Source organism: Nostoc sp. C057, from assembly GCF_013393925.1.
GTDB classification, from domain to species: domain Bacteria; phylum Cyanobacteriota; class Cyanobacteriia; order Cyanobacteriales; family Nostocaceae; genus Nostoc; species Nostoc muscorum_A.
Window position 1 is genome coordinate 272,641 of record NZ_CP040281.1, and the last position, 22,844, is coordinate 295,484.

At 40.5% G+C, this 22,844-nt stretch carries 21 protein-coding genes and 7 pseudogenes; 17 read left to right on the forward strand and 11 right to left on the reverse strand.

Translation table 11 applies throughout. The features are described from left to right. Positions 1 to 100: 100 nt before the first annotated feature. Positions 101 to 1,129: a GTPase ObgE gene (gene obgE, locus FD724_RS01110; protein WP_114085110.1), complete on the reverse strand. Its 1,029-nt coding sequence runs from the start codon at positions 1,127 to 1,129 to the stop codon at positions 101 to 103. A 74-nt stretch (positions 1,130 to 1,203) separates the two neighbouring features. Beyond that, a complete protein-coding gene (locus FD724_RS01115) occupies positions 1,204 to 1,881 on the reverse strand; it encodes a Mo-dependent nitrogenase C-terminal domain-containing protein (RefSeq protein WP_114085111.1) in 678 nt (225 codons plus the stop codon). A 297-nt stretch (positions 1,882 to 2,178) separates the two neighbouring features. On the opposite strand from FD724_RS01115, the gene FD724_RS01120 reads away from it, so the two are divergent. From FD724_RS01120 to FD724_RS01135, 4 genes are all read left to right on the forward strand, one after another. Then, positions 2,179 to 3,279 carry a glutamate--cysteine ligase gene (locus tag FD724_RS01120; RefSeq protein WP_179071301.1) on the forward strand — a complete coding sequence of 367 codons (1,101 nt, stop codon included), beginning with the start codon at positions 2,179 to 2,181 and terminating at the stop codon, positions 3,277 to 3,279. A 620-nt stretch (positions 3,280 to 3,899) separates the two neighbouring features. Next, complete coding sequence (locus FD724_RS01125; protein WP_114085113.1) at positions 3,900 to 4,256, forward strand: hypothetical protein; 357 nt, start codon at positions 3,900 to 3,902, stop codon at positions 4,254 to 4,256. A 369-nt stretch (positions 4,257 to 4,625) separates the two neighbouring features. Continuing rightward, the gene (locus FD724_RS01130; RefSeq protein WP_114085114.1) at positions 4,626 to 5,165 is read left to right on the forward strand and encodes a Dps family protein; all 540 of its coding nucleotides are present in this window, start codon (positions 4,626 to 4,628) and stop codon (positions 5,163 to 5,165) included. A gap of 153 nt (positions 5,166 to 5,318) precedes the next feature. Next, the gene (locus FD724_RS01135; RefSeq protein ID WP_179071302.1) at positions 5,319 to 6,086 is read left to right on the forward strand and encodes a ChaB family protein; all 768 of its coding nucleotides are present in this window, start codon (positions 5,319 to 5,321) and stop codon (positions 6,084 to 6,086) included. Positions 6,087 to 6,301: 215 nt separating this feature from the next. Here the strand turns inward: FD724_RS01135 and FD724_RS01140 are convergent, their stop codons facing one another. Next, positions 6,302 to 6,700, reverse strand: a complete 399-nt coding sequence (locus tag FD724_RS01140) for a TIGR02588 family protein (RefSeq protein ID WP_179071303.1) — start codon at positions 6,698 to 6,700, stop codon at positions 6,302 to 6,304. 98 nt (positions 6,701 to 6,798) lie between these two features. Here FD724_RS01140 and FD724_RS40530 point away from each other — a divergent pair. The 6 genes and pseudogenes from FD724_RS40530 to FD724_RS01165 form a co-directional block, all read left to right on the forward strand. Beyond that, positions 6,799 to 7,084 (forward strand): annotated as a pseudogene (locus FD724_RS40530) (transposase); the annotation flags it as partial. Positions 7,085 to 7,148: 64 nt separating this feature from the next. Continuing rightward, entirely contained in the window at positions 7,149 to 7,658 is a 510-nt protein-coding gene (locus FD724_RS01145) for a helix-turn-helix domain-containing protein (RefSeq protein ID WP_179071244.1), read from the forward strand. 35 nt (positions 7,659 to 7,693) lie between these two features. Beyond that, a complete protein-coding gene (locus FD724_RS01150) occupies positions 7,694 to 8,209 on the forward strand; it encodes an IS630 family transposase (RefSeq protein WP_256874584.1) in 516 nt (171 codons plus the stop codon). Between the two features lie 11 nt (positions 8,210 to 8,220). Further along, a pseudogene (locus FD724_RS01155) lies at positions 8,221 to 8,463 on the forward strand (transposase); the annotation flags it as partial. Positions 8,464 to 8,564: 101 nt separating this feature from the next. Next, positions 8,565 to 9,451, forward strand: a pseudogene (locus FD724_RS01160) (IS630 family transposase); the annotation flags it as partial. A gap of 252 nt (positions 9,452 to 9,703) precedes the next feature. Continuing rightward, positions 9,704 to 10,751, forward strand: a pseudogene (locus FD724_RS01165) (ISAzo13 family transposase); the annotation flags it as partial. A gap of 27 nt (positions 10,752 to 10,778) precedes the next feature. Here the strand turns inward: FD724_RS01165 and FD724_RS01170 are convergent. The 3 pseudogenes from FD724_RS01170 to FD724_RS01180 all read right to left on the reverse strand — a co-directional run. Then, a pseudogene (locus FD724_RS01170) lies at positions 10,779 to 11,240 on the reverse strand (DUF2391 family protein); the annotation flags it as partial. A gap of 35 nt (positions 11,241 to 11,275) precedes the next feature. Beyond that, a pseudogene (locus FD724_RS01175) lies at positions 11,276 to 12,342 on the reverse strand (ISKra4 family transposase). Between the two features lie 76 nt (positions 12,343 to 12,418). Then, a pseudogene (locus tag FD724_RS01180) lies at positions 12,419 to 12,589 on the reverse strand (DUF2391 family protein); the annotation flags it as partial. Between the two features lie 303 nt (positions 12,590 to 12,892). Here FD724_RS01180 and FD724_RS01185 point away from each other — a divergent pair. Then, positions 12,893 to 13,075: a CsbD family protein gene (locus FD724_RS01185; RefSeq protein WP_012409675.1), complete on the forward strand. Its 183-nt coding sequence runs from the start codon at positions 12,893 to 12,895 to the stop codon at positions 13,073 to 13,075. A gap of 169 nt (positions 13,076 to 13,244) precedes the next feature. Here FD724_RS01185 and FD724_RS01190 read toward each other — a convergent pair whose 3' ends face one another. Next, complete coding sequence (locus FD724_RS01190) at positions 13,245 to 13,517, reverse strand: GlsB/YeaQ/YmgE family stress response membrane protein (protein WP_114085130.1); 273 nt, start codon at positions 13,515 to 13,517, stop codon at positions 13,245 to 13,247. Positions 13,518 to 13,765: 248 nt separating this feature from the next. On the opposite strand from FD724_RS01190, the gene FD724_RS01195 reads away from it, so the two are divergent. Next, positions 13,766 to 14,317 (forward strand): Uma2 family endonuclease, encoded by a 552-nt coding sequence (locus FD724_RS01195; protein ID WP_179071304.1) that lies wholly within the window; start codon positions 13,766 to 13,768, stop codon positions 14,315 to 14,317. Between the two features lie 49 nt (positions 14,318 to 14,366). Here FD724_RS01195 and mutL read toward each other — a convergent pair whose 3' ends face one another. Beyond that, a complete protein-coding gene (gene mutL / locus FD724_RS01200) occupies positions 14,367 to 16,091 on the reverse strand; it encodes a DNA mismatch repair endonuclease MutL (RefSeq protein ID WP_179071305.1) in 1,725 nt (574 codons plus the stop codon). A 158-nt stretch (positions 16,092 to 16,249) separates the two neighbouring features. On the opposite strand from mutL, the gene FD724_RS01205 reads away from it, so the two are divergent. After that, positions 16,250 to 16,585 (forward strand): rhodanese-like domain-containing protein, encoded by a 336-nt coding sequence (locus FD724_RS01205; protein WP_114085120.1) that lies wholly within the window; start codon positions 16,250 to 16,252, stop codon positions 16,583 to 16,585. 283 nt (positions 16,586 to 16,868) lie between these two features. Here FD724_RS01205 and FD724_RS01210 read toward each other — a convergent pair whose 3' ends face one another. Beyond that, positions 16,869 to 17,918 carry an adenosine deaminase gene (locus FD724_RS01210; protein WP_179071306.1) on the reverse strand — a complete coding sequence of 350 codons (1,050 nt, stop codon included), beginning with the start codon at positions 17,916 to 17,918 and terminating at the stop codon, positions 16,869 to 16,871. 1 nt (position 17,919) lies between these two features. On the opposite strand from FD724_RS01210, the gene FD724_RS01215 reads away from it, so the two are divergent. Together FD724_RS01215 and FD724_RS01220 are read left to right on the forward strand one after the other, a co-directional pair. Continuing rightward, the gene (locus FD724_RS01215; RefSeq protein WP_179071307.1) at positions 17,920 to 18,330 is read left to right on the forward strand and encodes a hypothetical protein; all 411 of its coding nucleotides are present in this window, start codon (positions 17,920 to 17,922) and stop codon (positions 18,328 to 18,330) included. Positions 18,331 to 18,410: 80 nt separating this feature from the next. Continuing rightward, a complete protein-coding gene (locus tag FD724_RS01220; RefSeq protein WP_041565457.1) occupies positions 18,411 to 18,620 on the forward strand; it encodes a hypothetical protein in 210 nt (69 codons plus the stop codon). A 287-nt stretch (positions 18,621 to 18,907) separates the two neighbouring features. On the opposite strand, the gene FD724_RS01225 is transcribed toward FD724_RS01220, so the two are convergent. Further along, positions 18,908 to 19,438, reverse strand: a complete 531-nt coding sequence (locus tag FD724_RS01225) for a pentapeptide repeat-containing protein (protein WP_179071308.1) — start codon at positions 19,436 to 19,438, stop codon at positions 18,908 to 18,910. A gap of 571 nt (positions 19,439 to 20,009) precedes the next feature. After that, positions 20,010 to 21,404 (reverse strand): TldD/PmbA family protein, encoded by a 1,395-nt coding sequence (locus FD724_RS01230; RefSeq protein WP_179071309.1) that lies wholly within the window; start codon positions 21,402 to 21,404, stop codon positions 20,010 to 20,012. 310 nt (positions 21,405 to 21,714) lie between these two features. Between FD724_RS01230 and FD724_RS01235 the strand changes: the two genes are divergently transcribed. Further along, positions 21,715 to 22,038 (forward strand): RNA-binding protein, encoded by a 324-nt coding sequence (locus FD724_RS01235; RefSeq protein ID WP_114085123.1) that lies wholly within the window; start codon positions 21,715 to 21,717, stop codon positions 22,036 to 22,038. A gap of 120 nt (positions 22,039 to 22,158) precedes the next feature. Next, the gene (rpsU, locus tag FD724_RS01240) at positions 22,159 to 22,350 is read left to right on the forward strand and encodes a 30S ribosomal protein S21 (RefSeq protein WP_069073774.1); all 192 of its coding nucleotides are present in this window, start codon (positions 22,159 to 22,161) and stop codon (positions 22,348 to 22,350) included. The last annotated feature ends 494 nt before the right edge of the window (positions 22,351 to 22,844 follow it).

Below are 22,844 nucleotides of genomic sequence, written 5' to 3' on the forward strand. Positions count from 1 at the left end.
GTAGGGGCAATTCATGAATTGCCCCTACGACAGATGTGGTTTTTCCAATCATCTATATTTGCTCTTTCCTGCCAATGAAGTAGTAATTACGAATTACGAATTATCTCAATGCCTCCACTTCTTCAGGAACCTTCATTTGGTCGAGAATTCCCCAGATTTCTTGTAACATAGGCTCTAAGCCGGTGCGAGTAACTGCTGAAATTATAAAAACCGGGGCGTAGGAGAGATGATTAAGTTGGGTAGCTAAAGCCTCCAAATCGACAGTTTCCCGATCTACGGCATCAATTTTATTCAGCGCCAAAATTTGTGGCCGTTCTGCTAAACCCTGTCCATAAGCTTGTAATTCTTCTTTAATTGTGTTGTAATCCCTAATCACATCATCACTAGTGGCATCAATCAAGTGAAGTAGCACTCGCGTGCGCTCAATATGACGCAAGAAATCATGCCCCAACCCAGCCCCATGAGATGCTCCCGCAATTAGTCCAGGAATATCGGCGAAAACAGTACCATCGCCAGTCGGTTTTCGCACTACACCCAAATTTGGGATCAAGGTAGTAAAGGGATAGTCGGCAATTTTTGGACGTGCTGCTGATAAAGATGAAATTAAAGTGGATTTTCCTGCATTTGGTAGGCCAATAATCCCCACTTCTGCCAAAAGTTTCAACTCCAGACGCAGCTGCTTTATTTCCCCCGGTAATCCTGGGAGGGCGTATTCTGGGGCGCGATTACGGTTACTCAAGAAATGCTGATTTCCCAGTCCGCCTTTACCACCTTGGGCAATCAGTAAAGTCTGCTGAGGCTCAGTTAAATCTCCCAGCAGTTCGCCAGTTTCAGCATCATAAATAGTTGTACCGCAGGGAACTTCGATGATTAAATCCTTTCCTCCTGCCCCTGTGCAGTTATTTGGCCCACCACGAGTTCCTTTTTCTGCCTGAAAGCGATGATTATATCTGAAGTCCAGCAAGGTTTGTAGGTTTTCGTCGGCTACGAAAAATATCGAGCCGCCTCGCCCTCCATTACCACCAGAGGGGCCACCAGTCGGCACGTATTTCTCTCGCCGGAAGGCGACAATACCATCGCCGCCCTTACCAGCTTCAACTTCAATTTTTGCTTGATCGATAAATTGCATACTTAAATAATAGTGAGAAGTGAAGAGTGAGGAGTTACAAATTATAACTCCTTACTCCTCACTCCTAACTCTAACTAAATATATGGTGAAACATCTTCACCACATTTATCTGCTAGATAAGAGAGGGCGCGGAAACGTAAGCCCACCAGTTGCTCATACAAGGGGTTGATTTTACACATTGGGGGGATGTGGACAATCTTACGTCCAAATAAGGTGACATCCCGCTCAAAGGGACACTGGGAGGGAATCATTTTACACAAAAAGCGGGCTACTCTTGGGTCTTGAATATCTAGCCCATCCAGCCAGTCACGCAGAGGGTGTAGTGCATCAATTTGACGCTTTGTAAGTCCAGGGCTGGCGATCGCAGGGGTAAGTTGCTGTGGGTGTTCTAGGGTATGGCGAAGGGCTTCTAGTAACTCCTCTGGCTGTTCTAAGGCTTGGCAGAACTGATGCAGAACCTCATCTTCACTGGGAGAATAAGTACCATCTGCGATCGCTACCATCACTGCTGTCCTTAAGAAATTTTCTGCGGCTGGTGTACCTTTACCCAACACTGCGGCTAATTCTTCTGGCGTAATTACCTCTAGTGAGTCGCATTTAATCTTAGGAGCTAATTCATCTTTGGTGATGCTGGCAATTAATTCCTGTTCTTGGGCATCAAAATTACCATCTGCCCAAGCAATGGTGAGCAGTCCACGCAACCAAGCGGCAATCTGTTCGCTGCTGTAGGGGGATTGAACGGTACTTGTCATAAACTCACGTCTCAAGCTTTCCTCAGTCATTACTAAGCTACCCTAATCGGCGACTAGGAAGATAGTCTGGGCAGCACAGAAAAATAAATCAGAGAGATTTTCAAGTCGCAAAAGCCGATCTTAGGGTAAAATTCATTTATCCTGTTATTGAGAATCTTTATAGTTAAAGTAAATTTGATTGGAGTATCTCAAATATTCGTGCTACGTCTCTACAAGGGTTCTAGAGAAAGCATATTTAATTTTTGGAAATATCTATTAGTTAGATTAAGTTAACTCTAAGCAATAAAGGTATAGATAATGTTTTTCTTTGGCATTGAGCATGAAGTCGCGTTCCTAAATAAAGAAGGTAAATTTGCTGATTTTTCCCACACAAAATTTGCTGATTTTAATCAAATTATTGAAAAGTTACCCACATATCCCAGCGATTATCCTCAACTGCGCGTAGGTGATGCGGGTATTAAGATGAAGAGATGGTACATTGAGGGATTTGAAAGATTTGCAGATTCCGATGAAGTGATAGACTGTCATGTTAAAGGTATTGAAATTAGAACAACTATACATTCTGATATTCAAGGCGCTATTACGGAATTATCAGAAAGTTTTCACTTACTACGTGAAGTTGCTGCTAACTTTGACTTATCACCAGTTTTGGTCAGTTTTAATCCCTACAATTCGGCTTTTGAACCTCAACCTCCATTAAATGATTATGAAATCAAACAGCTAGAGGCTTATCCTGACGAACAAACTGCTAATATTCACATGGTGTCTTATGGGCCAGATTTAAATATTTCAGTGGCAGATTTGTCTACTGAAAGTGTGATTGATATCGGCAGAAAGTTAACTTATTATAGTCCCTATATCGTCCCTTTTAGTTATAGCTCCCCTTTTTATAACGGAGGTTTATGGGATGGGTTATCGGTACGAACATTTATCAGAACTGGGAAAAGGCCAGCAGCCCTAGTTTTTGTTCAGAAAGAAGAACAATTGATTAATAGTATACCTTCACTAACAAAAATCGCCCGCATTCCGGCTGAAGTAGGACGCATTGAATTTAAAGCTTGTGATAGTTGTGATGATTTTTTAATCTACGCATCTTTGCTAGCTTTATTGAAAGGTTTAGTATTAGATAATACCTTACTGGGTAGAGAAACTGTACCCGATGCAGCATTACATCAAATTTCAGCAAAAGAAGGTTTTGACAACGAGGATATTTTTGAGAATGCGACAAAAGTCTTGCAAGCAGCCGAAGTTGCTTTGGGAAATGACACCGATGTTCATTATTTAATGCCCTTAAAAGTACTACTGGCGCAGCGAAAAACAAGATCCCATGAATTAATAGAAATGTTCAATCGAGTAAGTTCAATAGAAGAAGTAATAAGGCAGACTTATCAAGTTTAAAGAAAAGATTTATTTTTCCCCATAAAAAAGGGGATATTTATATAAATTTATACTTTACAAATATACTACAAAGTGCATATTTGTGAAAGTGCATTGATTCGATAAAGTCGAGCTAACTGAACACAAATCCCAGAGTCATTAATCTGCGACAACTAAGCTAATCGGCATTTAAGTTGCAGAAAAGCAGGGCTGAAGCCCTTACTACGAGCGAATCATTCTGGAAAAATGAATGACGATTAGCTTATATTAAGTCGATATATCTAGAGACTGATTTTTATTACAACCACAGATATAGAAAAGTTCATTCTAGAGATTGATGCAGGCTTTAGCATTTTCAAAGTACAAGTAGAAACAAGGAACCTTGAGAAAAGAATGTCAATATCAAATGTAAAAATTTTGCTACAGAATTAAGGTGGTATTTGCTTATTATCCCTTATTCATTCGATGCAGAAATACAAAGATAATTTCTTCATCTCTTTATCAGGTTCCTTTGATCAAGAACTTTCTGATTGAAGTTTAGCTTGCTATTTTTATTATTGCTCAATTTGCCAAATAAAAATATAAGCTCTGCTTTATCCGTGAAAGTTCTGCGTTGTTAAAGCTGTTATCGAGGATTTCAAATGAAGATTATTGCTTCTGTTTTATCTATCTTAAGTCCAGTACGTTTTCTAATTGTAGGCTTTACTTGCGCCTTACTATTGTTATCTAGTGCTTTTCCTGCTTTTGCAATCGATAGCTATCAAAGTAATCCTACCGAAGGCACTACACAACTACTTGACATTCAGCGCAAAACTGATGAAGCTGCTAAAGAACCACCAGCAGGATTGAAAAAGGTTCAAAAGGAGTCCAACAAAGGACTCAACGAGGTTCAGGGAGATGCTGATATTGACAAGCAGAAGCGTCCTGAGAATTCACAGGGTGCAACCTCTGTGGAAGAAAATATTAAGAATGTGTTAGAGAAAGTTACAGGTAAGTAACTAAATTAATAGTTCTGGTAATTTTTGGGTAGTAATGGGTCATTGTGTAAAAGCAATGACCCATTACTACATTTTTAATGTTAAGCAGGCTGGTAAATTAAATTAATTAAGTATAAAGCTATGTTTACATGAGCATTGTTGGAAAACTGGGTTTAGATAGTTTGAATTAAATATTATATTTAATATTCTTATACTTTGAGTTTAAAATCGCTAATAACTAGACTATTGGCTAAATAATACCTATTAAGGCATAGGCATAATTATAAATTGAGTAACTAATCTAAGCTCATAATGTTTCCTTTGGTTGATGTGGAATGTATATGAAATTTGAGAAGTTAGTAAATAAGTTTGCTTAGGGATGGAAAAATAATGCGTGCGATAAACATTGGGTTGACAGAAGAACAGCGTCAAGGTGTAATTAATCTGTTAAATAAAGATTTGGCAGATGCCTATCTACTGTTGGTGAAAACCAAAAAGTATCACTGGGATGTCGTTGGCCCTCAGTTCCGCTCTTTGCACCAGCTTTGGGAAGAACACTACGAAAAGCTGACTCTAAATATTGATGCCTTGGCAGAGCGGATTCGCGCTTTGGGCGGTTATCCAGTTGGCACAATGGAAGGATTTCTTAAGATTGCTACCCTGAAGGAACATGCTGGTAATGTTCCCACAGCAACGAAGATGGTAGCTAATTTAGTGCATGATCACGAGCAGGTTATTCGTAATTTAAGAGACCATGTAGATCAGTCTGGTGATGATTTCCACGATCAAGGAACTGCTGACTTTTTAACTGGACTGTTGGAACAGCATGAGGAGATAGCTTGGATGCTGCGTTCATTTATTGAAGGAGAGGCGTTAGATCCAGATGGTAGACAGCCAGCATCTGGGGCTAAGACTCCTGTAGGTGTGTAGTTTATAACGTCTGAGTTGAGATGGCTGTCTGTAAAACCAGTTAGAAGCAGGAATCAATCCTGCTTCTAACTGGTGTAAAAGAATTAATCTGCCTGCATCTACCTCTTCACCATATCCATTGCACAAACAAAATAATACAGGGAGAGTACTTAAGTGACAGAAGTATACAAAGCAGAACGTACTATATCTGCTGTATTCAAAGAACAGAAGCAAATTGATGATGTAATTCGACGTTTACTAGACAGGGGTGTACCTAGAGACCATATTTCGGTCATGGGTAGAAACTTTCAGTCAGAAACTAGAATTGCAGGCTTTATAAGTAAAAAGGATGTGATTCTGGGAGGTTTGAGAACGGGGGCAGTTTTTGGTTCCTTGTTTGGTTCCTTTCTCAGCTTGCTCACTGGTGTAGGCGTACTATTTATTCCCTTTGTTGGCCCAATCGTAGCAGCCGGGCCTATTGGTGCAGTGTTGCTGGGGGCTGCAAGTGGAGCGATCGCAGGTAGTGCAGGTGCGGGTCTGGTGTCGGTTCTAACTACTTTGGGGATGCCAGAAGATAAAGCGGCTATCTACCAAACCCGCTTACAAGCTGGCGAATTCTTACTGATGGCAGAAGTTCCGAGCGATCGCACTGGCGAATTTCAATTGCTACTAGAAAGTGCTGGTGGCGAAGAAATTAACACGATCGAAAAAACCTTTGCTCGCCCTTGTCCTGGACAGTGCAACAGTCCAGATGACTTGTCTCCTGAAGTTCGCGCTCATCTTTCTGATGAAGCTCAACGCACATTCATTGAGCGCTATAATAGTGTCTTCAATGAAAAAAATGACGAGTTCACAGCCGAACAAGCTGCTTGGGAGTCTGTTCATCAGCAATATGATGAAGATCAAAACGGCGTTTGGTCAAAAGCTAAAGTTAAAGCTTAAACTACTGCGTGTTAGTAATTATATGAATTTGCTTTGATTTTTGTTCGCGTAGGGTGGGGAGGTAAGAGGCAATAGGCAACTAAAAAGAAGGCTCTTTGAGTTATACTGAGTTTTTCAAAAATCAAATATGAGTCATATAGCAATTCTATTTGACTTGTAAGAATTGCAAGCCGTATATCCCCGACTTCTCAAAGAAGTCGGGGATATTATCTTCTCTATGGCAACTTATAACTACCAACACGCAAATTTAACTGACCTTGACGCGGGTTTTGGGTGAATATAAATGCGCCTTCTTCACTTTCCCCACTAGATAAAAAATCAACCTGTTGCTCTCCTGTTTCTGTAACTTTACCGTTAATCATTAACTCAGCCATAATCTGAACTGACTCAGCTGTATCTCCTCCACTATTCACAACTTCAAAAGGAACATAAAATTGGCCATCAATTTCCCGAATTTTTTCTTTTTTGGTAACAGAAAGAATGGGAGGTTGATTCTTTTCGTTCAGCCAAGTGTAACCTACTAAACTCACAATGATTGCTAGGATAAATGAGGCGACGCTGAATGTTATCCACTCAGCTATTGAGCGCTTTGGTGGTTGTTCTGTTTGAGTCATATTTAGGACTTACGCAAAATATCTCTCAAACTCTTATTTCTCCGTGTCCTCTGCGCCTCTGTGGTTAGTTATTCCGTAACTCTTGCGTAAGTCCTAACACAGTAATTGATAAACGATATGCTATTGAAATAGAGCCAAGTAAACGCCAATATAGTGGCAATGAGCATGGTGTAATTCAAGGGATTGGGCTAGTAAATTGTGTATATGTAAATCATGAACTCGGAAAGTTTTGGGTAGTTGACTATCGCATTTATGACCCAGAACGAGAAAAGAAAAACAAAGATAGACCATGTGATGGAGATGCTGCAAAACCTTGTGTATAATAAGGTTTTACCATTTCAAGCTGTCTTGATGGACACTTGGTATGCGACAAATAAATTGATGTTATACCAATTTAATATGAAGCTGCATATAATAGAGGAAACAAACTCGATAAATTAAAAGAACCATGAGCCGCCCTTTTAAGATTGAAATCGCAGAGAGCGAAGAAGAACTTAAAAAACGTTTACAAACAGCGAATTTAGGAACCCAGAAAGAAAAGCTTATTATGCTGTGGTGGATAAAAAGCGGGCAGGTTAAAGAGCAGCAAGATATTGGAAAACGCTTGGCAAGAGATACTTCAACGGTCACGAGATGGTTGCAGAAGTACAAAACTGATGGGATATCAGGCTTATTAGAAATCAAAAAAGCACCAGGAGCAAAACGGAAAATCGATGATGCTGCGATCGCAGCACTTGAGGAGGAGTTAAAAACAGGAAAAGGCTTTAGTAGCTATGGTGCAATAGTTGAGTGGTTAAAAGAAGAACATGGACAAGATATAGAGTATGCAACGGTTTATGCGTGGGTTCGATATCGATTGGGGGCAAAACTAAAAGTGCCTCGCCCTCAAAGCCATAAGCAGGACGAAAAGTTGGTATCTGAGTTTAAAAAAAACTCGGTATCATACTCAATTGTCTAGAAGAACATTTAGCACCCGGCAAGTGTGTTCGCTACCTGTGCCAGGATGAAACTAGGGTTGGACTCAAAACTCTTACAGGAAAAGTGATTACAGCTTTTGGAGTCAAGCCCACTGTTAAGGTGATATGGCCGAGGGAAAACTTTTGGATTTATGGTGCAATTGAACCATTAACTGGAGACCACTTTCTTTATGAATATCCAAAACTAGATGGCGAGTGTTTTCAACAGTTTTTGGACTGGCTATCTGTGCAATTAGGCTCGGATTATGCAATTTTACAGATTGACCAAGCACCGGCTCATACAAGTTCAAAACTCCGTTGGCCAGAAAATATTATTCCTTTGTTTCAACCACCTTCAGCCCCTGAACTCAATCCCATTGAAAGACTTTGGCAACTCCTCAAAAAACCACTCAAAAATCAACTTTTTTCTTCTTTACAAGCTTTACGCGAGCGCATCCAAGAAATATTCGACCAACTTACTTTTGAGCAGGTAATTTCTGTCTCTTCTTACAACTTTATCCTGGAAGCTTTATTCTATGCAGCTTCATATTAAATTGGTATAAGGTACGATGGAAGGTTGAGGAGTTTCATAGAGAATTAAAACAATTGACTGGTATTGAATCATGCCAATGTCGTAAGGGTCGTATTCAAAGAAATCATATTGCCTGCGCTATTTTAGTTTGGCTTAGGCTCAAAAATTTAGCTTATAAAACTGGTCAAACAATCTATCAAATTAAGCATGGATTGTTATCAAATTATTTAGTTCAGCAACTAAAACGTCCGAATGTTCCCATGTTTATTGCCTAGTTGTTTGGCGCACGGCGCGGCTAAGTAGGTGGGTGGGAAAAAACCCAACTATATTAAGATAAATAAATACGGAAAATGTACTTACAGAGGTAACAAATGTTATGGGCGCTCGCTTAAGGGTATTCCTCACGCGTGAGCAAGACCAAACCCTGTTAAACCTGAGAACTGTGGATGTACCACAGAAAGTTAAAGATCGAGCAGAGGCAATCAGATTAAACGCGCATGGTTGGTACGTAGAAAAAATAGCTGCTCACTTTGACTGGAGTGTTCAAACAGTAAGAGAAGTCTTACATAAATGGCAGAAGTTAGGTATAGAAGGGCTTTGGGAATTACCAGGTCGAGGAGGAAAACCGAAGTGGAAGGAGGAGGACATAGTATTGTTGGAAAAATGCCTCAGAGAAGAACCACGTACATACAATAGTTTTCAACTCTCCCGGAAATTAGAAAGCGAGCGCCACATAAAATTGAGTCCCGACAGATTAAGACGGGTACTCAAAAAAGGGGGTCTATTGGAAGCGAGCCAAGAAGAGCCACAAGAGAAAACAAGACCCCGTAGTCAGAGCGAAGAAACAAGCAGACCTAGATATGTTGGAATTATCCGCAGCTACCGGAGAAATAGACCTAAAGTATCTAGATGAATCAGGATTCTGTGTGGAGTGAACCAGGTTACACCTATTACTTTAGAGGTGAGCAAAAACGCTTAGAGCAAACCAAGCGTCGTGGTCGGAGATTAAGTATTATCGGGTTTCTTCAACCTTTAATCAGCTTTATTTACGGTCTAGTTATTGGTGGTGTTAGTCGTAAATCTTACATTCAAATGATGGAAATTGAAGCGACGGAAGCTCAAAAAACCGGGCGCACTAGGGTAATTGTGCAGGATAACGGACCGATACACCGATGTCTTGAAGTGCAAAAACTATGGTTAAAGTGGGAACAGATGGGTTTGTACATCTTCTTTTTGCCTGCATACTGCTCCGAGATGAATCCAATTGAATTGGAGTGGCAGCACCTGAAAAAAGATGAATTATGTGGGCAAATATTTGATGATGAGTTAGACCTTGCTTACGCGGTGATTGATGGCGTTAAAGCTAGGGGAGAAAAAGGCAACCACAGTACAAAACGTATTAAATTTGGCTCTAATGGCTCTGGTTAAACTTTCGTTACATAGTTGTAAATTTTCCCACCTACCTACTTACACCGCGCCATTGCTTGTGACAGTTGCGTAAGTCCTGTTTATGTAGGGCTAAAGGAACTAGACAATCAAAATCAATCAGCCAATCGAGAGCAAATTCGCTGCCCTGGTGGGGGAAGAAAACTAATAGAAGAGATTGACTTAACCCTAGTAAAAGACTTGCAATCTTTAGTAGAACCAACAACATTAGGAGATCCAGAGTCACCTTTACGTTGGACGAGCAAAAGTGGAGCGAAATTGGCAAGTGAATTGCAACGAATGGGGCACAAAGTTAGTTCACGGACAGTGCATACCTTGTTAAATTGGTTAGGGTATAGTTTACAATCGAATCGCAAAACCCTTGCTGGCTCGTCACATCAAGACAGGGATGCTCAATTTTTTGTACATAAATCAACAGGTTGAACAATTCCAAAACCTAGGTCAACCGGCGATTTCAGTGGATACAAAAAAGAAGGAACTCATTGGTGAGTTTAAAAATCCTGGACAAGAATGGCAACCATCTGAACAACCAGTGGAAGTACGAATACATGATTTCGTTGACCCAAAATTAGGAAAAGCGATTCCTTATGGGATTTACGACCTCACGTTGAATAAAGGTTGGGTGAGTGTTGGCATTGACCACGATACATCTGAATTTGCCGTTGAATCTATCCGTCACTGGTGGTTTAAGATGGGTCAACCTTTGTACCCAGATAGTAAACATCTACTTTTCACCGCCGACTGTGGTGGCTCTAATGGCTATCGTACTAAACTGTGGAAATTGCGATTGCAAGATTTGGCTGATGAAACTGGTTTAACCATTCACGTAAGTCATTTTCCTCCTGGTACCAGCAAGTGGAACAAAATTGAACATCGGATGTTCTGTCACATTACGACCAACTGGCGGGGCAAACCTTTAACTAGCCTACAAGTAGTGATTAATCTCATCACTCATACCACCACAAATAACGGCTTAGAAATTCAGGCCATGCTAGATGAAAACCTTTATCCTACTGGTATTGAAGTTAGCCCTGAAGATTTGAATGCAATTGCAATTGAACGGCACGCTTTTCATGGTGAGTGGAACTATCAGATCAAACCAAGAACAATCAACTAATTGTTCAACTTATTTTTTCCTGACTCCTATTAGTAAAGATGTGGCGATCATTGCTAACTCCCAAGGTGGCGAGGCTGCGGCTGCAAGCATAGTAATTTCATCTGTTGGAGCGATGTTAAATGCAATTATGGTTGCACCAATTAGGGTTCCGCCCACATCGGCAAAGGTGGCGTTTAACTCATCTTTTTTGTTGCTGGTTGTGCTGTCGGCTTTTTGCCCTTCTCCATTGCTGTTTCTACTATCTCCCAACAACTGGTTGGCTAATGCTACACCAAGAGCAAATGGTACACTTTCAAAGATGATTTTACCTAAAGATTCTTTTAGGGAAGTTTCTAGTGTCAATTCTCGCAATAGTAGCAGCACAAAGGTAGAGCAAGCTAGTCCGATCGCGATCGCTTCTACGGTATCCATTGCGGCTTGAGGAGCTAGCCAGCTATATCTGCGTTTCCGAAAGCCTTCTATCTGATTGAGCAAGTACACCACGATAAACATCGGGAGCATCCACTTTTGGAAGAAACACCTAATCAGACAGCAAGTAAACCATTAAGATAAGCTTAAGCGTTCAGAGAGGATGTGATTAACACTTTCAACATTCCACTGTGCGCCAGAAATTTTAATCCTTAAACCAATTTGTTTAATTGCAGACTCAACGGCACCAGAACCAATAGAACATAATTGTTCAGCCTGATAATAGCTGTAATTGACAATGCGAGGGAGATGCTTTTCCAGATAAGCGATGAAATTTTTAGCTTGTTTACCTCGGCAATAATTAAATAAAGTCTTGGCTGCTTCTACTTGACCTTTCCACAATAAAGTTTCCGCAGCTTTGAGTCGCTTCAAAGAACCACCAACTTTATAAAGATTTTCCTTTAGATGATACCAATCCAAAATTTCACAGCGAGAAAACTGGTCTTGACCAAATTCTCGCACTAGATTCCACACACCATCGTGACCATCTCCCAAGCAAACAAGGGGGTCTACCAACTGTTGGCTATTAACATAATCAATTAATGATTGGTTGTCATCAAAAAATGCACCATAGTAAATCCCTTGCAGGCGAACAGTTTTATAATCTCGCCAGTGACAACCTGCTTTTGGTTTACCTCGCAGTCGAACTTTGCCTCCATCTACACTTACTTCGGAGACGGCTTGCAATGCTAAGGGTAGTTGAAAATCTTGTGACAAAACTAATTTTTGTTGGGTTGAGTGACCAACTTTTACTCCTGTTAGTGCCTCTACCTCTATTTCTGCATTCTGGTAGGAAATATTTGCTGATAGTCTCAAACAACACTTTTTCAGTAATGGACTTAACCTAGTTCTTGGTTTTAAACCCAGTCTCTGTAACTGTTTAGCTTTAAGAGTTAGTTCTCCAACCAGGCTTTTTATTTTCCTTGTTTTACCTACTTTTGTCCCTGTTTTCTGTTCGACAAAAAAAGGGCTATTTCTGGACTCACACGTTCTAGTATTTGACTACGAACTTTTTTTCTATACTTTCTAGGTCTGTTAACTGACTCTTATCCGCTTCTTCATATAGTAATTTTGCAAGTTCCCTTACACAGGCTTTTATTTGTTCTTCTCTATCTTGGCTCATAGTAGTTGATGCACTCTTTTTATCTCCTTTTACATTCTCCCTTATTTTGTATATCTTCCAAAAGTGGATGCTCCCTAAACATCAATGCGATCGCCATCATCATCAGTTGTGGTTTTGCCCGCGATCCAATCCACCAAACCTCCATTGTGTACAGTAAAGGGATGCCAAATAAAAAACCTCCGCAAGCACCCCGAATAATGTCATTAATCTCACTCCTCCATACATCTTTTTGACGTTTTGTTGCCACTCCTTTTCTGCCCTTTTATTGAAAATTTACTTTTACTGCTCTAATTTTCTATGAAGATGTATATAGCAGTCCTAAATACTTTGTGAAAAGTTAAATCCCCGACTTCTTTGAGAAGTCGGGGATGTGAACAGTGCAAATTTCTATGAATTCGGATTTTTTTACTTGCTTACTCTGTAGCTCACCGTATCTATCTTAAGATACATAACCGACCGAATTCTTCTATCGGTTGATGGAGGTCAAAAAGAATACATAACTGTTAGTTTATGTAATAGCTGAATCAACTACAAGCTAGACATAAAAGCCATGAGTACCGAAAAAAGAGTAGAAGCTACCGTAAAGAATATTGAAGGAAAAATCCAAGAGGTTGTGGGTGAAATAACTGGAAATCCACAAGATAAAGCTGAAGGACAAGCAAAGCAAGCTGAAGCCCAAGTTGGTCACACTGTAGAAAACATTAAAGATGAACTTAAAAAAGCTTTAGAATAATTTAGTTTTTGCAGTAAAGCAACACTAACCATGATTCATTACTGATGCCTTAACATTAATTACTCCACTAACCTTAAGGAAGTGGAGTTTTTGTATTTGCGTAAAATCTGAAAGGGTAAATTCCTAAGAAATTGCTTTTAACCATGATTTTTCTAGAGATTTCATTCAACTAATAACTGGCACGATTAGCTAATAGGTTCCAGAGAAAGATGGCAATTATTGCGCCAATTACAGCAACAATTACACCTGGTATACTAAGGGTTGCAGCAGTTAATTGAAATCTCCCTGTCTCTAAAAGAGTAACTAAAAATCCTCCGATCACAGCACCTACGATACCTAAAATCATAGTTGAAGCAATTCCACCACCTTGACGACCAGGATAAATGGCTTTTGCTATAGCTCCAGCAATTAAACCCAGAATGATCCAAGCAATAATGTTCAGCATAATTTCGTCCATCAAAAAACTTAATCACTAGCTTAGAAATTACAATAGTGTTTTCCTTCTACCCGAAGGTATAAGTATTAAACTTCAATAACAATTAATAGCTTTTATAAAAATTAGATTGTAATTTCTTGCCAATTAAGTATAGCCTCAATCTTGACTACAAGGACACAGAGGCGCTAACGGCTTCCTTTGAAGTCCATTTAAGATGGTAAAATATCAAGAATTATTGAGAGGAATCAATCCTCATGACTTTTATTGTTGCTAAATGGACAATTGACGAATATCACCGCATGATTGATGCTGGCATTTTGAGCGATCGCAAAGTTGAACTACTTAAGGGGAAAATTGTCGAAATGTCACCCGAAGGTGAACCCCATCCTTATTGTAGTGATGAAGCTGGTGAGTATCTAGCAAAGTTATTGGCTGAACGCGCTAAAATTCGTGAAGCCAAGCCTATCACCTTACCCAACGACTCGGAACCAGAACCAGATATTGCCATTGTCCAACGTTTGGGACGTGAGTATCGAGAGCATCATCCCTATCCAGAAAATATTTTTTGGTTGATTGAGTATGCTAACTCAAGTTTAGAAAAAGATTTAGAGATAAAAAGCAAAATCTACGCAGAAGCAGGTATTTTAGAGTATTGGGTTGTAAATCTTAAAAAGCTACACTTAGTGGTGTTTCGAGAAATCTTAGATGGAGAGTACGCAACAAAATTGACATTGACTGCGGGAACAATTCAACCGCTAGCATTTCCAGATATTTCTGTTGCGGTAGAACAGATTATTAATAGTTAGGTTAATGTACAGTTAATTAAAATTTCATGCACTTGTATTTAATTTAAAATTAAATTCCATGACTTTTTCCAATTACCCAATTACGCCGGAAAAACCGGGCTAAAGCTGATTCTTCTAAAGATAAATAAATTGGCCGTCCGTGGGGACAGGTGCGAGGGTTGCGAGTGCGTTGCCAATTATCTAAAAGTGTCTGCATTTCTTGTTGATTCATGGGTGTACCATTACGAATGGCACTGCGACAGGCGACAGCTACTTGGGCTGTTTGTAAGTCACCTCCCCAACTAAGCTCTAAAATTGCTTCTGCACAGTCGTCTCGCTGTTGCAAAGGTGCGGGTATGTTTCGGACAGCCCAAAGTTGCTCGCCAAAGGGTTCTATGTCTAAACCGATGCGTTGCAGTTGCGATACTTGCGCTGATGACAATTGATAAAGAATGATTGGCGGTTCGATGGGGACAAGTTGCCAATCATCGCATAATTGCTCATACAAAACTCGCTCATGGGCAATATGCTGTTCTACTAACCACATACCACCTGGATGTTCAGCCACAATATAGGTGTTGCTAACTTGAGCGACAGCTTTTAAAGAATTAGGATTTTTGCGATCTTCCTTGGGATTTTGAGGATTGAAATTGTAGCCGCCTTTGGCTTCTGCTGCTTTGAGTAATTTACTAACTCGTGTTGTGTGAACTGCTTCTTTGAGATTGGGAGAAGAGATACTGAGCGCTTGGTTAATTGCTTGGGTAATTTGCTCTTGCCAATAAATGATTTCGTTGAGATAAATTTCTGTTTTTGCTGGATTGCGATTCCAGTTAATTTGATCGGGGGAAATGGCAAGATGTAAGAAACAAATTGGATAGCGATCGCGTGGTAATGTTCTGTGAAATGCTGATAATATCGTTTGCTCTAGTTCCGGTGTCTTAACCATCCGTCCGTTAATGGCTACACGTACCCAATCTGGACGATGACGATGACAGCGATCGGGTAATCCTACCACTAAATTTAGTGCTGAGTGCTGAGTGCTGAGTGCTGAGTGCTGAGTGGGGAGTGAGGAGTTAGGAGTTAGGAGTTCTGAGTTTAATGGGTTGGGTATTTCGAGTTTTATTTCTTGCAAATCACCTTGTCGCACTTGGGGTAAAATCTGCGGTAGCAATTGCCCAGTTGTTGCAGCTGGAGAGATGGTGAACCATTGACGGTCATTTTGCCAAATCTGCCAGGTGACGTGGGGATGACACAGAGCGATTTGGTGAATTGTGGCTTGCACAGCTTTCATTTGCTGTGCGACTGTGGGCAATCCCTGACGACGTGATGAGCAATTACCGAAAAGATTGGAAACTGTCACCACTGTACCAGGTGCGATCGCAGTTACTTCAACTTGCACAACTTTCCCACCATCGCCATAGCTAATCCGCCATCCTAATTTTCCACCCACAGGACGGCTCAAAATTTCCAAATCTGCCAGAGTTGTTAAGCTGTGTAACGCCTCACCACGAAACCCTAAACTGTTAATTTTCCATAAATCAGCACTAGAGCGAATTTTACTGGTGCTGTGGGCTGTGGCTGCTTGTTCCAAATCATCCAGGTTCATTCCACAACCATTATCTGCCACACGAATTCGCCATTGCTGCGGCCATAAAGAAACCACAATTCGCGTTGCACCTGCGTCTAGGGAATTTTCTACCAATTCCCGCACCACAGAGGCTAAAGAGTCGATTACCTCACCAGCTGTAATAAGATATACGACTTCTGTTGGTAGAGCTTGAATAGTAGATGCCATAAATTATAGTTTATAGCTTCTGGGCGTAAGGGAAGTAGGGAGAGATGAGAGATTATTTTCAACTAGCTAGTTGCAAATTATTAACTTATTACACTGAAAACTCAATTAAAAGGCGATTTTTGATAAATTGCTTGTGAGGTAATAAGCAGGAAAAGCTTATGAGTAATAATTTAGTTGCTGATGTCCATGATTTAAAGACCCGTTTGCAATGGGGTCAACCAGGTTTTACAATTGTTGATGTGCGCGATCGCCACACCTACAATCACGGTCGGATCAGTGGAGCAATACCCATTCCATTAGACGATTTGGCATCTAAAGCCAAATCTGCCCTACATAAAGAACGCCATATCTATATTTATGGCGACACTGATGAGCATACAACCCAGGCTGCACAAATTCTGAGAGGGGCAGGGTTTGTTGAAGTAGCTGAAATCAAAGGTGGCCTTGCAGCTTGGATTTCAGCCGGCGGTGCTACAGAAGGTGTTGGCGCTTAAACTTAACCCAGGCATACTAATCTAAGTCTATTTATTTCATCATTGCTGGTTTTTTGTACTGCACACTAGACTTCTAGCAAAAATCAGAATTAGCGAAAAATTAACTACAAATAAACACCGATGAATTATCTGTGAACATCTGTAGTTTAATTTCTAAAACATTGTTTTTGCAAGATATCTATTGTGCATTACAGCTTTCTTTACAGCATCATAATAAAAACCAGTGATTGCAACATTAATTAACATTAAATCACCTTACTTTTTGCTTATCTTTAGGTGGTCGTTAATTACTATCTCTTGTTGCCAAAACTTTAGGTGGTTCAGGTTTGAGCAAACCGTTCAACAAGGATGCAGGACGTTCACTGTAAGGCCAAGCGAAAGCATGACGGAAAGCAGCATCCTGGCAAGCTTGAAGTTGCTCAAAACTAATGATGTCGTAAGTTAAGAGATTTTCATACTCAAACGGTAGACGCACATTGTGCAACCCAGCATTATCAGTACAGATAGCAATATCTACCCCAGCATCAAAACAACGGTCAAAAACTAATTTGAGTTGACGTATATCCTGCAAAGTACCAGTTTTTAGGTAAGTTGTGGGGCAAACCTCTAAACACTGTCCGCGTCTAGCTACATCATTAAGTAACTCTGGATACAGTAGGGGGATTTGAATACCGTGACCGATTCGCATGAGATAGGGTAACAGTTCGGGATAACAACCGGCCGTGGTTTCATATAGATGTCCCGTAGTTTTAACGCCTAGCGATCGCGCATAATCATATAAGCTAACCCATTCTTCTAAGCGATCGGCATAATAGCTATCACCCCCTGCGACATCGACTGCACAGACATACTGCTGATTTTGTGCCGCTAAATCAACAATCGCCTTGTTCACCTCATAAGGTAGGCGGGTGTGCATACAGAGAATTTGGCTGGTAACAATCGGATGTTCTGGCTGGTGGCTAGCAAGTCCTACTACTTTCACAATTTCTGCCATCTTGTCAATTCTCTGTGATTGATTAAGATGTTCAGGTGTCCGCAAATAGGGAGTGTAGCGCAGTTCCAGATAAGCCAAATTTTCAAAGATGTAAGCACCTCGCACCAAGCGATAGATAAAGTAAGGCAAAGTCTCAACTGTTTGCACACTTTCTACCAAGGTGTGTAATTCTAGATACTCATCCAGGGTGTTGCGTGGACGGGTGTAAAAATCTTCAAATTGTGAATAGTCAGCAAAACGGGAAATCAACTCCGAAGAATGTCGCTCGAAATATCGCCATAGAACTCGCGGTACGACGGAACCGCCCAGATGTCTATGTAATTCAGCATATAAAGCCATAGTGGTATTTTTAGGTAAAAATTTCAATAATTGTAACAAAAACATAGAAAGAAAAAATCTTACTCGCAAAAATTTAGAGCAAAGTGGAGGTTTACCACCATCTGAATTTTCAACCCAAGTCTTACTAATTGAGGTTTTGTTCGTTCCCATACAGAATATGAGAACAAAAATAATAAAAAATCAAGCTTTTTTAGGGAAAGGCGCAAAGCGCACGCTACGCGAGGTTTCAGGTTTTCAATGCGTAAGTCCTGCTTATGCCGTGCTGTACCAGATGTTGCGAGAAGGGCGGTATTTATCCTTATTTTTTGAAAATCCAGCATTTAATAGAGTTTTGAGGATAAATAAACTTGACATTATCAATATTAAATTGATAGCATTTAAAACCCTTAGTTTTTGTGTTATACTTAAATAAATATTTAAATTGTTGAGCAAGTAAAATATAACAATATATTTTCTTTCGCTAAACAAAATCTTGGGCGAGGTTGATATTAAGTGAAAATTCAAGCGTTGGATGTCAAGGCTGGCGATCGCATTATTGCTTACTGCAACAACAAAATGCAAACCTGCAAGGTAAAACGCATATTAGATCCTGGTCAAGCTAATATCACACTATCAGTATTCACTTCTGAGAATTATCGCGGTTGCTCAGTTTCATCTATAGTCCGCTTCCAATCGAACGCCTTAGTTGATTTGGTAAGTTAAAAATCAAGAAAACATTCAATCTCAAAACTGTCTCTAGCTATTATCCAGCCCGAAGCTGGATTTAATTTATCATAAATGTGCGATGCCTATGCACATACAAACTTGTTAATTGTGGCTGAATAATTTTTCATCAAAAGTCAGTGATGCTAAACCAGTCAAGACAATAGCAATAAACTAACTAAATAAACTGTAGTGGACATTTGATCGCTTTTAGACAATGGGCTTAAGCCCATTGTTTACTTTGCTAATTATTTTTCACATCATCAGCCATCTTAAAGAAATTAGATTTAAGCATTCTCATCTAGAATCGTTCCTTCTACATTGGCTCCATGCAAATTCGCTCCGCTCAAATTTGTCTGGTTCAAATCTGCTTGGGTGAGATTTGCCTGGGATAAGTCGGCTACAGTTAAGTCTGCACCACTCAAATCCGCTCCATCTAGATTCGCCGCTATCAAGCTTGCTTCCTGCAAATCCGCCTCACTCAAGTTAGTTTCAATCAACTTAGCAACCGTCAAATCAGCTTGACTCAAATTAGCTCCTTCCATTGCTGCGCCATCCAAGATAGCTCCATCCAAAATCGCTCCGCTTAAGTTGCTACCACTGAGGTTAGCATTAGTCAAATCAGCTCCATTTAAGTCTGCTTCAATCAAACTGGACTGGGCTAAATTAGCATGACTCAGATTAGCTCCATCTAAAATAGCTCTATCTAAAATTACATCACTGAGATTGGCTTCCCTTAAGTTTGCCTCGCTTAAGTTAACACCAGTAAAGTCTCTGACACCTGCGGCATAGTTTTTCAGGAATTGATCTGCTTTCATATCTGTCGCTGTGCTAAGGAACGCTTAATTGAGGCTATAAAAATGGCTCAGATAAAGCAGTATGTCTCCAGTACGCGCAACGGAGAATGGGTGTGGGAGATAAAACTAGAGTGAATATGAAATCAGCTTTATATATATATAAGTCATCCTCTATTACTGGCGCTACTACCTAGAGTTATGAGTTATTTTCATACTTTGGAGGGATGTTGAGAAATGAAAAAATTTAAGCATTAGTGTAAAGCGATCGCTATACTCATTTGTGGATGAACCACCGGGAGATGGCATCCACGAGCTTTAGAACATCAAAATCTATATGCGTAACGTCGCTTTCTGGCTAGCAAGCTGATTTAAACTGAGGCATTCTTTAGTGAAACTAGTGGTCTGTCTCATTAATTCTGAAGGGTTATAAAAGTTCGTAGTAAGGACTTTAGTCCTTGATTTAAGCGATAAATCGCTCACTACAAACCTAGCAAAATTAAATTGATAGACCACTAGTAGCCTATCAATTTAAGATTGACAGACTACTAAAAACCTAAGTTTACTCGGACTAACAGTTATAGCGGCGGGTAGATCACATTTCACCACCAACCACTACATCTTGAATTCGGAGGCTAGGGCCACCACAACCCACTGACAAACCATTTTGTCCTCCCTTGCCACAACCGCCGGATTCATCCCAGTAAAAATCATCACCAATTGCCTCAATATCCGCTAAAGTTTGGAATACATTTCCCGAAAGCGTTACATCCCGCACAGGTTCAGCAATTTTGCCATTCCTAATCATCCAAGCTTCCCCGGCGCTAAAGGTAAACATTTCACCATTCGTCATTCCACCCAACCAATTACGGGCATAAACTCCTTCTTTGATATCAGTGAATAAGTCTTTAACTGGTGTTTTACCCCGTTCAATCCAGGTATTTGTCATCCGCACAATGGGAGTAAAGTGATAATTAAGACATCTGGCATTACCAGTAGGCGCTTCCTCCAATTTGCCAGCAGTTTCACGAGAATGTAAACGTCCAACTAAAACTCCATCTTTAATTAATTGCGTAGTTGTAGCAGGCGTGCCTTCATCATCGTAAAAATAGCTACCGCGATGTCCCTCTGGGGCTGCACCATCAAAAATTTGGAGTTCTTCTGGGCCAAACCGCCGTCCAATGGTCATAACTTCTAACAAATCAGGATTTTCGTAAGCCATATCAGCCTCAGAAAGATGTCCGAAAGCTTCATGGACAAACAAACCCGTGAGAATTGGGTCGATGACTACGGTATAAGTATTGCCTTTGACAGGTGGCAAAGATAAAGCTGCGATCGCTCTTTGAGCCGCACCCTTTACTTGTTCATCCAAATCAGTTAAATCTTCGTAAGCTTTGCGAGAACCAGTAGTTTCCCGTCCAGTTTGTACGGTTTCGCCATTTCTGGCAGTGGCGGCAAAGCGCATTTCCATATCCACCCAAGATTGCTCGATCAAAGTTCCTTCTGAGGTAGCAATGATCACTCTTTGAGCGCTGTCACCATAACGCACCGAGGTAGTGGTAATCCGATCATCAATACTTTTGAGCAATTCAGTATAGCGATCGCACAATTGTTTTTTCTTCGAGAGTGGGATTTTTCGGGGATCAGTGCCTTTTAGGGGTAGAACGCATACTGCTTGCACCGGGTCAATGGGTGCAAGTAAAGTTTCTTCATCACCAACCATTCGCGCCGCAGCGATCGCTTCTTCTATCCGATCCTGAATTGTTCCCAGTTGGTTGAAGCAGCTTAACCCCCACCCACCCTTATAACAAGCGCGAATATGTCCACCAATGGAGATACCTTCACTGAGGGTTTCTACCTTGTCGCCACGCAACAAGATATCAGTCCCTTCTGCTTCTTCAAGGCGAATCATCAGATAATCTACACGCTCACAGTAGCGGGCGATCAGATCAGAAAGTAAATTCTGTGCGTCAGCAAGTGTACTCGGCATTTCCAGGTAGTTACAATGACGAACTGCATTTATTTTGCAATTATTTGAGCAATTTTTGCTACTCAATGTTAAAGTTGCCTATAAAATCATTACCTAGAGGATGTTTGAGAGGGTGAACTGCGATCGCTGACCCTTAGTACTTCCTTTTTTAGGATGGGTAACAACTCAAGGATGTGCTAAGGTAGTTAGGTGAGAATAAAATTCGGTTACAGCGTTTGTTTTTAGTATTGACAGGCTTTTCCCTTTTGGTCTTAACAAGCTTGTCTCCGAAATCTAAATCTCTACACACCTATGATTTTGGAGATAACGCATGTCAATTTATGTAGGTAATCTATCCTACGAGGTCACACAAGAAGACCTTACATCTGTATTTGCTGAACATGGTTCTGTAAAACGCGTTCAGTTGCCTACTGATCGTGAAACAGGCCGTCCACGTGGCTTTGCTTTCGTAGAGATGGGCACAGAAGCTGAAGAAACAGCTGCCATTGAAGCTCTTGATGGTGCTGAGTGGATGGGACGCGACCTTAAAGTCAACAAGGCTAAACCCAAGGAAGACAGAAGTGGTTCCTTTGGTGGTGGTGGTGGCGATCGTCGCGGCGGCGGCGGTGGCGGATACAACCGAGGACGCTACTAAGGTTTAAAATCAAAAATTAAGTTTTAACGTCTTAAGGGCAGAATCATTATCTGCCCTTTTTGCGCTCCGATCTACTGGATGCTTTTAAATTGCCCAGTACCAATTAAGTAGGAGATGAAAATGACCCAAGTATTTGTGGGCGAAAATGAAGGAATTGAATCGGCCTTGCGTCGATTTAAGAGAGAAGTTTCCAAAGCAGGTATTTTCCCAGACATGAGAAAGAATCGTCACTTTGAAACCCCTTTGGAAAAACACAAGCGCAAAGAAGTTGCAAGACACAAACAACGTAAGAGAAATTTCCGTCGCAATTGAAAACAAGCGATACCTACAATAAGCGACAATAACGCACTCTCTGATCAAATTTTTAGCTGTTGAAGGGGCGATCACTGTACTCCTGGATGTGAATCGAAAGAGTAAGTTTTGGTAAAGCCATTACTGATTATGGGATGGGCAATGTCAATAAAGGTGTGTCCCCCAATTGACAAAAACTTGTTATCGTTACTTCCGGGCTAGCGATCGCTACGCTAACCTTAATATATTTTGCTGAATAATTTATTTTTGATATTCCCTTATTAGTCAACCAGACTTTTTAAGTGTCTGTCTTGAAAAGGGGAATTTTAAATTTTGGACTTTCCTACGGAATTATACGCGAACGGCATCATCGCGGCTCTACTGAGCCATCGCCGAACGTCTTACTCAAAAGTTTTTAAAATTGAAAGCTTCAAAATTCAAAATTTAAAAAGGTCTGAGAAGAAGCGAATTTAAACGCGAGAACAATTTTATTATCCCAAATCTTATTGAGTAAT